We start from the raw sequence: 12,041 nt of genomic DNA, 5'->3' as shown, positions 1-12,041 counted from the left end.
GATAAATCCGAACTCATGTGTGGACTTGACATAACTGTAAATCATTCCTAACCAATTGATTTTTTTTTACCTTCAAAACTATTTTTTTTTACCATCATAACCTCTCTTTGTGAGCACTATAAAAGCTGTTTTTTTTATATAGCTACCTATTTATAAAAAATCATGAATTTTATTAAAAACAAGGTGAAAATTTAAAAAAAATACATAAACTACTTAAAAACAGGTTCAACATAGGGATTTGATTCATGACTTCATTAGATCTATGATCCATTACTCTATTCTGTCACTAGAAAGTAGGTCTATACTGATTGTCAAATATTTTGGATACCAAATCAACACTTTCGAAAGCAAGGATAGAAGTCTTTCTTAAGGCTAAAGCCTATCTCTAACTGTATTTCTACTCCCTCCTTTTATCATGAAGCTATATTAGCATTATTTTTATAATCTAAAATTCTATTGATATTATCTCAAAACCTGTCTTATATCAAATATAATTTAAGAATAAATATAAAAATCACATTGCCACTAACCCATATTTTAGCTCAATTCATATTTATACATCATAATTCCATCATACATTATTAATAAAACCAGAACCTCTAATCAACCACTCAAAAAAAATCAAATTTTAAAATTAATTTCATCAAAATAACTTTTATTTTAAATAATAATATTTATTTTTAAAACCAATTCCATTTATCAATTATTACAAAATACATTTTACCTTATTCATATACCAATTTATTTTTATACCTACACTATATAGAATTTCACTATTGAAATAATAAAAATCAACCACTAAAAAACTATTTAACTAAGGTGGCACAAGAATCTTTATTCATTTGGCCTTTCTGAATTTCGTGAAATCAATTGCCGAGGAAATGGTCCTATCGATATTGTATAGGTAGGTGCAATGGTGCAAGATAGAAAGCCATGTGGGGTAAAGACTATTATCATAATTCTTTCTATCAAACAATAGGACACTATTCAATTAATTAAAGACAACTATGAAAAAATACAACTACTTCATTCTCTTCTTACTGACAATCTTATATAGTCATATATCTTATGCTCAGGATATTCCAGTAAAAATGAAGGTAACTATTCCTGGCAATGATGCAAATAATGCAATTGGAGAAGCCACTGCGGTATGGCGAAATTCCACTATGGGCCCAACGACATTAAATAATTGGCCCAATGAACAAAACTGGTGGACGATGTTTCAAACGCAGTTTGCAGACTCCAGGTATGATGCCCAGCTGGCTTTTGGCCTAAACCGGCAGGAGATGTGGCTTAGGTTTCACACCAATAGTACCTGGCAAAAATGGAAAAAGGTGATTGTGGACGACGGTAATGGTCAGGTAGGTATAGGCACCAACTCCCCTTTAGAATCATTGGACATTTCGTCATCGGGCATGCGCATAGGGTCTAGGGAATTTAATTTGGAAGAACAAGCGTATATCAATATTTATGAAGGGCCTTCCTCTCACGGAGTACGCTTATCTCTAAACGGTATCACTGATAAATTCACTTTAAGAACCAGGCTTAACGGTACCGATAAAGAGGTCTTAACGATCCCCTATGCCGGTGAAAATTCAGGTAATGTTGGGATTGGAATGTCTGATCCTATCGCTAAGCTATCTGTTAATGGAAATATCCTTGCCAAGGAAGTTAAAGTCAAAACCGATATAACTGTCCCAGACTATGTATTCGAAGAGAGTTATAATTTGAGAACTATTAAAGACACGAAAGCCTATATTCAAGAACACAAACACCTGCCTGAAATCCCCTCAGCGGCTGAAATTGCCGAAAACGGTTTTGATCTTGGAGACATGGATATGAGGCTCCTGAAAAAGATTGAAGAACTTACCCTCCACACCATTCAACAACAAGACGAATTGGATGCGCTCAAAGTAGAAAATCAGACTTTAAAGGCCACGGAGAAAAAGATGGAAATGCTAGAACAAAAGATTACAAAGCTGGAAGAGATTCTCACCGCCTTACTTTCAAACTAAAAATACACCCTATGAAACTACTAATTATTACTTCGCTCCTTACAGTGATTTCATTGCCATCCTTTGCCCAATGGACCGACAAAGGCAGCTCTATTATTACCACCGATAATGTTGGAATAAATGTCGCAACACCTGATATGCCCTTATCGGTCCATTCTGACACTAAATACATTTCCCGCTTTCACTCTTTAAGTACCGATACCATGACTGGAATCCGAATAGGACGGCATAACTCCTATGTTGACTTAGTAACACTTCCTACTGGTTTTGGTATTGGGGCTGGTATGGAGGGGCCTACTTTGCCTTTGGGAGCACAAGATGAAAAATATATTTCTATCTTTTCACACTATATTACCAAAAATGTAGGGATAGGCACTACCAATCCTAGCGCGCGTTTAGAGGTAAAGTCTGCCCCCAACGAGAACTCAGACATTCATATCAATACCAGTTCCACCGCAAATGCATCCGTAATTCGGTTTATGAATGCCAATGAGAACAAATGGGGATTTATCTCCAACTATCCTATCAATTCCGGGAGTTTTATCTTTTATAATTACTCTAATAAGTCCCAGGTTTTCACCATCAACACCTCTAATCAAATCGGGATAGGTACCACATCAATGGGCTCCCATAAATTGGCAGTACATGGCTCTATAGGCGCCCGGGAGGTAAAAGTAGAATCCAGCAGTTGGTCGGATTTTGTGTTTAATGATAATTACTCCCTTCCTTCACTTCAAGAGGTCGAACTTTTTATAATACAGCACAAGCATCTGCCAGATGTACCTAGTGAAAAAGAGGTGATAGAAAATGGTATTGAACTTGGGAAAATGGATGCCACGCTTCTACAGAAAATCGAGGAATTAACCTTATATGTAATCGATTTGAATAAAAAAGTCCAGTTGCTGGAAATTGAAAACAAGCTGCTTCAAAAAGAACTGATAGGCATCAGTAGCAAGGTGGAATGAAAATCAGGTTATATGTGATGCACTCGGTATTGTCCAAAAAATCAACCCAATCCCCGCTCCTTTGGAAATAATGAATGATTTAAATTTTCACCCTCCATTCGTCCATAGTCCCCCCTTTTAGCCAGCATTATGCATTAGTTATCAGAATGAGGGCTGAAACTTAATGAATATCAGGCTGTTTTGAGGCAGAAGCATTACACCGCTAGGGTGAGATCGAAGACTGCAGCAAGTAAAAGGGAGGCTGCTACCCTAGACAGCAGCATTATAAAACTGCCAGCTAAACTTTAAAACTATCCCCCCTTACCCTTTCTTCATCTAGCTCATATTGCCTCTTTTAATTCATACTCCAACCCGTATTTTGGCCCAGGCTATTGGGAATTGGGTTTGGGGAGGATATCTACCTCTATTGATTTGCTGATCGGGGTATGGCTTTTGTCTGCAAAATGATGGATGGGCACCAGTACATTGGTTTCGGGGAAATAGGCCGCCAGGTTTCCTTGAGGGATGTCATAGGGGAATATCAGGAAGTTCTCGGCTTTACGAATTTGGCCATCGTACTTACTTATGAGATCAACGACATCCATCTTCTTCAGGCCTTCTTCTGCGACATCCTGCGGGTTCATAAATAGCACTCTACGCTCCATTTTCACGCCACGATACCGGTCATTTAGGCCATAGATGGTCGTATTAAACTGATCATGAGACCGTATGCTCATCAGTAGGTATTTGGCATTGGTCAGCTGATGATTGGGTAGCTGGCAACGGGTAAAATGGGCTTTGCCTCCCGGCAAGGAGGAAAAATCTGCTTCCCGGGAATTGTTGGGCAAGTCGAAACCTGCCCCTGCCGATCGCTCTGAATAGTCCTCAAATCCTCCAAATACCTGGGCTATTTTTTCCCGAATCAGATCATAATCTTCTCCTAATGCCTCCCAATCGATGCTTCCAGTATCTTTGAAATAGGCCTTGGCCATAGTGGCGATGATCGCTGGTTCACTTTTGAGTTGGTCTGAAGCCGGCTGCAGCCTCCCCTGAGAGCGATGTACTCTGCCCATGCTATTTTCTACTGTAATATACCTTTTGGCTCCTCCTTCCAGGTCCTGTTCTGTGCGGCCCAGGGAGGGCAGGATCAAGGCTGTTTTGCCAGTCACCAGATGACTTCTATTCAGCTTAGTGCTAATCTGAACCGTGAGGCGGCAGTTTTGCAGGGCGGCACCTGTATAGTGAGTATCGCTGGCAGCCGAAAGGAAATTGCCTCCCAAGGCTACAAAAATTTTCGCCTTCTTCTCATGCATGGCCTGTATCGCATGCACCACGTCCAAGCCTACCTTGGTGGGAGGGATAAAATTAAACACCCTTTGGTATGCCGCATTGAGACGTGGTGAAACATGGTGGGTAATCCCCACCGTGCGATCCCCCTGCACATTGCTATGGCCGCGAACGGGGCAGGTGCCCGCGCCTGGCTTTCCTATACTGCCTTTTAGCAGGAGTAAATTGACACATTCCTGAATATTGTCCACCCCATTTTTATGTTGAGTAAGCCCCATCGCCCAGCAGATGATCAGCTTTTTGCCGGCCGCAATGATTTCCACTGCCTCATCCACCTGCTCCTCATCCAGCCCGCAGGAACGCAGCAGCTCCTCGGAAGAATATCTTTTTAGGTCCTCCAAAAAAGCCTCTACTCCCTGGGTCTTTTCCTGGATAAATTCCCAATCAAAAATCCCTGATTCCTGTAGTTCTTTATGATATAGTTTTTTTAGGATCAATTTTAATAAAGCGACATCCTGATTGATCTTCACCTGAAGATACAGGTCGGTGAGACCTGTGCCCTGCCCGATCATCCCAATGATTTCCTGAGGATTCTTAAATCGCACCAAACCCGCTTCTTTAAGTGGGTTTATGGAGATTATTTTGCCTCCATTCCCCTTACATTTCTCTAGAGCAGACAGCATCCTGGGGTGATTGGTGCCGGGGTTTTGTCCCAGGATCATGACCACATCCGCGAGGTACATATCCTCCAAAGTCACCGATCCCTTGCCGATCCCCAGAGTTTCGGTAAGGGCAACGCCTGAGGATTCATGACACATATTCGAGCAATCGGGCATATTATTAGTTCCAAAGGCCCTGATAAACAAGCCATATAGAAATGCAGCTTCATTACTTGACCTTCCTGAGGTATAAAAAACAGCTTCATCAGGATGGTCCAAACCGTGTAGCTCCTCGGCAATAAGGTCAAAAGCCTCTGCCCAGGATATGGCCTGGTAGTGCAAAGAACCTGGCCGAAGGACCATAGGATGGGTGATCCTTCCACTCTTGCCAATCTGATAGTCAGACCAAGAGGCCATTTCTTCGACAGAATATTTCTCAAAAAAAGCCGGATCTACACGCTGATTGGTGGCCTCCTCAGCGATGGCTTTCACTCCATTTTCGCAAAACTCCCCTAAGGGGCTTCGCTTTTCGGGATCTGGCCAGGCACAGCCTGGGCAGTCTATCCCCTCCTGCTGATTAAGTTTGGAGAGGGTCAGCACAGATCGCTTTAAGCCCATTTCTTTTAAGGCATGCTCCAGGGCCACCTTCACCGCAGGAATACCTGCTGCGTAAACTTTAGGACTCCCAAAACTTCCTCCATCGGGCATTATAGGTCCTGTAAACGATACTTTTCTGATTTTCTCCACTTCCATAATTGGTGATTATGCCCTTGTTACTGCCAGCGCTTATTCTTTTTGGATAACCTTTATAGGCTGATCAATGTTTTGATTTGGTGTCAGCATCTTGGATGATCTGGTCGAAAAATACTAAAGTATCCTCTAAATGCCTATTCCAATAGCTCCATTCATGGGCGCCAGGAAATTCCTCAAAAGCATGTGCAATGCCTGCTTCCTGTAGCTGCCTGCTCAGCAGACGATTGGCCTCAGCGAGATCATCGTCCTTTCCACAGTCAAATCTCAGCGGTGGCAGGTTTTTCCCTGCCCTGCTTAGTACCTGAAAAGCATTCCCAAAATCACTGGCTTTCTTCATTTCCAGCCACGATTCTTCCACGAAATCCGCCATCTGCTCCAGATCGGTGATGGCGCTGTGCGCGGATATTCCCTGATATCGACTAGCATGATGTCCTCCCACCACCAGCGCTCCAAATCCCCCCATCGACAGACCTGAGATAAATCTAGGCGACGCAGGACTGAAAGCGGGGAAATTCTCCATGGCGGCCGTAGGCAGGTCCTCGGCGATCCAGGACATAAAATCCCGCTGATGATGTGGAAGATAAGCCGAACCATCTCCCCAAAGCCCATCTGAAGGCATCAACAGGCCCATAGGCTGTACTTTTCCTTCGTCCACCAGGCGCTGCAAGGTCAGATGAGCGCCTCCTTTCAAGGCCCAGACCCATGCACTTCCATAGACACCATGCAGCAGCGTCACCATGGGTAGATTTTCGGTGTTGACGCCTCGGGGAATATACACACACAGATCCCCGCGGCCTTGCAGATGCGGGCTTTTGATGGTGATAAACCTTAAGCCTTCGGCTGAAATATGTTCTTCGGAAATCTCCGTAGTTCTAAATGCTGATTTCTTCATGATTCAAAAACAATTACTCCCTTGGCATTTTTGCCGGCTAGCATATCCTCAAAAGCCTGACCTAGATCTTGCAAGGGATAGGTGGTGGTCACCATTTCCTCGAGCATCAGATCACCTTTTTGGTAGAGATCAAATAATTTGGGAAAGTCAATTTCTGGCCTACATTGCCCATAAAGTGGATTAATATATATTTTATCCCATTCAAATAAGCGCATATCCACCGTGATCTCCTCCTCTATTCCGCTCACCTGAACGGCCACTCCGGCATTTCTCACCATGGCTAGCGGGGCTGCTCCTAGCGCAGGGATAGCGGTGCACTCAAAGGCATAATCGGCACCTCGGCCAGCGGTCATTCCTTTAACTTGCTCAGCTACTCCTGACAGACCTCTATCCTCTTTATCCGCCAGGATCAGCTCTGTGGCACCAAAAGCTCTCGCCATCTTCAGCCGCTCGCTATTTATGTCCACCGCTATGATACGGGAGGCACCCGCTATCCGGCAGGCCTGAATGACATTCAGCCCTACTCCTCCAGCACCCAAAACCACCGCCGAAGAGCCCGGTTTAAGTCGCGCCGCATTCACCACGGAGCCATAGCCAGTCATCACGCCACAGCTCAGGATACTGGCCGCTGCAAAAGGAATGGCTATATCGATCTTCACACAGGCGCTAGCCTTCACCAGCGTATATTCCGACAAGGTCCCTATATTAAAGGATCGCTCAATCGGCTCCCCCTTCCAGGTACTCCCATCCAAATGCGCATGGCCAGGCGTATAGCCATTGCCTCCTGCGGTGACGGGTGAATTATTCTCACAAATATGCTGATTGCCTTCCTGGCATTGGAAACAGTGCATGCAGGGTGTGGCCCAGTTTAAGAGCACCGCATCCCCCGCCTTTAGATGCTTTACATTCTCCCCTACTTCCACGACTAAGCCTGCTCCCTCATGGCCCATAATGATGGGCTTACCCCAAGTCAGTGAATCATGATCAGTATGGCAGAGTCCCGCTGCTTTGACCTTTACCAGCACCTCATCCGCTAGTGGGCTAGCCACCGCTATCTCCTCAATGGTAAATGCTCCCTTGCCATCTGCAATAGCCGCTCGGGAGGATATAAAATTTTTGTTCATAGCTAAATTGTGTTTACTTCTATTAATTCACCATCCTGAAAAATGGACAGTATTACAAATTTGCCAAGGAACTTCTGCTTAAACTTCACTTATCTTGACCTAATACCACTCTATTATGTCACGATATTTTATATTTTAGGAAATAAATTAGCATTTTAGCATAATCATGAAAGCCATACTCGAAAAAGTCCTCCTGGAAGACCAGGATCCTGTACGCTCCTTTGTGTATCATAAAGGTGATTTTGATGCTCCTTATCATTTTCATCCGGAGATGGAGCTTACCCTCATTATAGAGAGCAGTGGAATAAGGTATGTGGGCAATAATATCTCCGATTATCTACCGGGGGATTTGGTGCTTTTGGGAACTAATATCCCGCATTGCTGGAAAAACAATTCTGTGGCCGGTCATTCCAGCAAGTCGCTGGTTCTGCAATGGAGGGAGGAAATCATTGCCGATCAGCCCTGGTTTAAGGACATCAGGCAGCTATGTCATCAGGCCCAGAGGGGATTATACCTCCTTCCAGAATACCGAAAAGCCGTGACTGAGGGGATGTTTAAGGTGCTAAATTCCTCTAAAACTGAGAAATACCTGCGAATGGTGGAGCTATTGCATTATCTGGCTACCGAGGTGAAGTTTGAGGTATTGGCGGGGGCATCCTATTCATATGATCTGTCTTCAGCCACCACCGACCGACTCCAAAAGGTTCAGAACTATGTGAAAAATCACTTTCACGAGAAAATCAAACTTGCGGATGTGGCTGGCCATCTGCATATGAGTGAGCAATCCTTTTCAAGGTTTTTTAGCAAAACCTGGCATAAGCCCTTTTTTGTTTTCCTAAACGAATACCGAATTAATATAGCAAGCCGATTGGTACTGGAAACAGATAAGCAGATGACCGAAATAGCCTATGACTGCGGCTACGAAAGCTTAGCCTTCTTTTATAAGCAATTTAAAAAGTTTAAAAAGCATAGCCCCTTGGAATTTCGAAAAATGTTCCAAAAAATCTAGTTTTTCACCTTTGTCATTAGTTATCAATAAAACTGATCGTCCATTACCCCAACCGAATCATCGACTCCACGCCTAAAGGGGCAAAAAGTGCACAAACTAAAATTTTCCTCCTTCAAAATAACAGCCCTAGATTTTTTCTTAATAATATAGATTATACACTCCCACCAAATATCTCCCAAGTCCCTTCCCCTCAGGGGAGGATAGTTGGGATGTATAAAATGCAATCCTTTTCTACCTTTGGTATAGATAATCACATGAAACTCGCATCCATTCTCAAAGCCTATACTCAAAGGTGTGCCCCCTGAATAAGCCGCAAATACTACCCGCATCCAAAACTAAATATCCCCTTTTGCCTAATGCATAGTATTCTTTTTTGTCATTTAATCCAATTACTATACTCTATACCTTACATAATAGAGTATAAAATCATCAAAATAAAGGATGAATAAGGACGCAGTACTTCTCAAATTTGTAGTGAGCATGTTTATAGGATTATTTTCATTCCTTAGGACATCAAGTAATTATTGAGCGATAAACTATAAAAGCAATGGAGAAATTTGGGATTCCAGACCCCTTCGAGGGAGAGAGAGAGGCCAAGGGATTTGGCACTGTACAGGATCAGGAGGATGATGTAATGATGCTACTGAGGCTCAAGGATGTACGAAAAACCGCCAAAGATGTCAAAACCTTTCAGTCGGGAGCAAAACCCGGAAGGATCGTCGTTCCCTCCGAAGTAAGCATTCGAGACACAAGGCAGATACCTTTTGAGGTGGATCCTCCATTGCACGGGAAGTACCGCTCAGTTCTGGAGGACTGGTTTCGGAGACCTGAAAACACTGATTACCAGCAAGCTATAGCAGCCATCATCAGAGAATTACTATCAGAGGTGAAGGCCAAAAGTTCCGTAGAGGCCGTTTCGGAGTTTTCCTTGAAACTGCAATCCAGGGCCTTAACCTTATTACTAAATATCCCTTATGCTGAGGCAGAAACATGGATATCCTGGGGTACTCATGTATTCAGAAGTGAGGACAGCGCCGTGGATGGCGACAAAGCTGAGATACTCTATAGCTATATCGATCGACAAATCCTGAAAGCAGAAGAATCGCCCGGCGAAGACCTCTATAGCATATTGTTGAATAGTGAAATCGATGGCCGCAAATTCACCAAAGAAGAAGTACGGGGCGTAATGATTTTGACCTTTGCGGGTGGACGAGATACTGTAATCAATGCTGTCACCAACACCCTTGCTTATATTGCCTCAAAACCTCAGGTGCTGCCTGCGGTAAAGGCAAACCCAGCGATCATCACCACCGCCGTGGAAGAACTGGTGCGGTACTTTTCGCCCCTTACCCATATGGGTAGAGTGGTCACTGCAGATACCGAAATCTGTGAACATGCCGTAAAGGCCGACAGCCGGGTATCACTCTGCTGGGCCTCCGCCAATCGGGATCCAAATACCTTCGAAAATCCTAATGAAATCAACCTTGAGCGACAGCTAAACCCTCATGTGGGCTTTGGCTTTGGAATTCATAAATGCCTGGGTGCCACCCATGCCCGACAGGTATTGCGGACACTACTTCAGGTATTAGCGGAGGATGACATCAAAATATCACTGCTTGAAGCAAAGGAAAATATTGAAGATTGGGGAGAATTTCAGCGAAAAGTGGGCTATGATCAGATCCATCTTTCCTTTTCTTAATTACTGAGAAAACTTTATTTAAGTCAATAAAACTATATACCAATGAGTCAAATAATATTCATCACCCAAAACCAAGAGCGCTATGAACTCTCTGCCGAAAGTGGAAGCCTCATGGAGCTCGCCAAAGCCAATAGGATCTCTGGAATCGACGGGGACTGCGGCGGAGTCTGCAGCTGCGCTACCTGCCATATTCACATTCACCCGGACCACTTTGAGCAGCTTCCTGCCGCCTCCGAAATAGAATTGGAGATGCTGGAGCTGGAGGATAATGTGAGCGATACCAGTCGGCTTGCCTGTCAGGTGAAGGTCCAGGATGCGCCAGAAGGCCTTATCGTTACGGTGGCCAACTAACTCTCAAACCACCCTCCATCTCGTACTTTCCTCAGGAGCAGGAACCACTCTAACATCCTCTACCAAAAAGGTAAAATATATAGTCTCATGAATCAAAAGTGTATCATCATCGGTGCCAGCCACGGTGGCGTCAATTGTGCCTTTGCCCTGCGCAAGGAAGGCTATCAAGGCAGTATCGACCTGATCGATGCCGACCCAAACCTCCCTTACCACCGGCCTCCCCTCTCCAAAACCTTCCTCAATGAAGACCTACCCATAAGCCAGTACAGCCTCTGGGCGGAGGAGAGCTATAGCTCCGAAAACATCAATTTACACTTGGGTAAACGAGTCCTCCGGATCCTCCCGGAGTCCAAAACAATTGTGCTGGACACGGGGGAAATACTTCCCTATGACCAAGTCGTCCTGGCCACTGGTGCCAAGGCTATAATGCCTTCCCTGCCAGGTATCGAGGAAGCGAAAAACCTATACACCCTGAGGACAGCTGCGGATGTGGTCGCCATCAAAGAAAGGTTAAAATCCCTGCAAAATCCCGAAATCGCCATCATCGGTGCAGGATTTATTGGGCTAGAAACCGCCGCATCTTTGCGCAAGCTAGGCCATCCCGTCAGCCTATATGAGCGTGAAGAGAGGATCCTCTCCCGTGTAGCCGCCCAGCCGACGGCTGACTATTTCAGCGCCCTTCACCAAGCCCATGGGGTACAACTATTCCCGGGCAAAACACTCAGCTCTGTTTCTGAAACAGGGAATCGGGTAACTATGATTTTTACGGATGGATCCACCAAGGTGGCCGACCTGGCCATCTTCGGCATCGGGGTGCGCCCCGCAGTGCGGCTTGCTCAGGAAGCAGGGCTAACCACCGATTCCGGCATTCTCATCGATGATCACTGTCAAAGCTCCATAGCCGATATTTATGCCCTTGGGGATTGCTGTAGCTTTATCCATCCCCGATACAGGCGATTGGTAAGGATAGAAAGCGTCCAAAATGCCGTGGATCAGGCCAAATTGATCGCAAAAAACATCATGGGACAATCTCTCTCCTATGAAGCCTTGCCTTGGTTTTGGTCAGATCAGTATGATACCAAGCTGCAAATGGTAGGGATAAATCAAGGATATGATAATCTAGTGGTCCGCCGGGAGCTGGATAACGACCGTAAGCTAAGCGTATGGTATTTTGAAGGAACTCGACTGCTGGCCGTGGATGCCATCAATAATGCCAAGGCCTATGTGCTGGGAACCAAATACATGAAGGAAGATCGCCTACTCGATAAAGAGCTCCTGGCAAACCCTGAAGTTCCCCTCTCTAAATAA

9 protein-coding genes are annotated in these 12,041 nt (G+C 44.6%); 6 read left to right on the top strand and 3 right to left on the bottom strand.

What is annotated here, in order from left to right; genetic code table 11:
- Positions 1 to 1,007: 1,007 nt before the first annotated feature.
- Both B050_RS22855 and B050_RS22850 read left to right on the top strand, forming a co-directional pair.
- On the top strand, positions 1,008 to 2,015 hold the full coding sequence (locus B050_RS22855) for a pyocin knob domain-containing protein (RefSeq protein WP_018473479.1): 1,008 nt from the start codon (positions 1,008 to 1,010) through the stop codon (positions 2,013 to 2,015).
- A gap of 11 nt (positions 2,016 to 2,026) precedes the next feature.
- The gene (locus tag B050_RS22850) at positions 2,027 to 2,980 is read left to right on the top strand and encodes a tail fiber protein (RefSeq protein WP_157492614.1); all 954 of its coding nucleotides are present in this window, start codon (positions 2,027 to 2,029) and stop codon (positions 2,978 to 2,980) included.
- 368 nt (positions 2,981 to 3,348) lie between these two features.
- Here B050_RS22850 and B050_RS0108450 read toward each other — a convergent pair whose 3' ends face one another.
- The 3 genes from B050_RS0108450 to B050_RS0108440 form a co-directional block, all read right to left on the bottom strand.
- Complete coding sequence (locus B050_RS0108450; RefSeq protein WP_018473477.1) at positions 3,349 to 5,658, bottom strand: FdhF/YdeP family oxidoreductase; 2,310 nt, start codon at positions 5,656 to 5,658, stop codon at positions 3,349 to 3,351.
- Between the two features lie 64 nt (positions 5,659 to 5,722).
- Positions 5,723 to 6,550 carry an alpha/beta hydrolase gene (locus tag B050_RS0108445; RefSeq protein ID WP_018473476.1) on the bottom strand — a complete coding sequence of 276 codons (828 nt, stop codon included), beginning with the start codon at positions 6,548 to 6,550 and terminating at the stop codon, positions 5,723 to 5,725.
- Complete coding sequence (locus B050_RS0108440; RefSeq protein WP_018473475.1) at positions 6,547 to 7,674, bottom strand: Zn-dependent alcohol dehydrogenase; 1,128 nt, start codon at positions 7,672 to 7,674, stop codon at positions 6,547 to 6,549. Before B050_RS0108440 ends, B050_RS0108445 begins: the two co-directional genes overlap by 4 nt.
- 166 nt (positions 7,675 to 7,840) lie before the next feature.
- Here B050_RS0108440 and B050_RS0108435 point away from each other — a divergent pair, with 166 nt between their 5' ends.
- From B050_RS0108435 to B050_RS0108415, 4 genes are all read left to right on the top strand, one after another.
- Positions 7,841 to 8,683, top strand: a complete 843-nt coding sequence (locus B050_RS0108435; protein WP_018473474.1) for an AraC family transcriptional regulator — start codon at positions 7,841 to 7,843, stop codon at positions 8,681 to 8,683.
- Between the two features lie 547 nt (positions 8,684 to 9,230).
- Positions 9,231 to 10,382, top strand: coding sequence for a cytochrome P450 (locus tag B050_RS0108425; RefSeq protein ID WP_018473472.1), 1,152 nt, complete (start codon positions 9,231 to 9,233; stop codon positions 10,380 to 10,382).
- Positions 10,383 to 10,424: 42 nt separating this feature from the next.
- On the top strand, positions 10,425 to 10,733 hold the full coding sequence (locus B050_RS0108420; protein ID WP_018473471.1) for a 2Fe-2S iron-sulfur cluster-binding protein: 309 nt from the start codon (positions 10,425 to 10,427) through the stop codon (positions 10,731 to 10,733).
- 87 nt (positions 10,734 to 10,820) lie between these two features.
- Entirely contained in the window at positions 10,821 to 12,041 is a 1,221-nt protein-coding gene (locus B050_RS0108415) for an NAD(P)/FAD-dependent oxidoreductase (RefSeq protein ID WP_018473470.1), read from the top strand.

Origin of the sequence: Echinicola pacifica DSM 19836, from assembly GCF_000373245.1 — a bacterium.
GTDB lineage: Bacteria > Bacteroidota > Bacteroidia > Cytophagales > Cyclobacteriaceae > Echinicola > Echinicola pacifica.
This window is presented reverse-complemented; position numbering and strand designations above follow the sequence as displayed.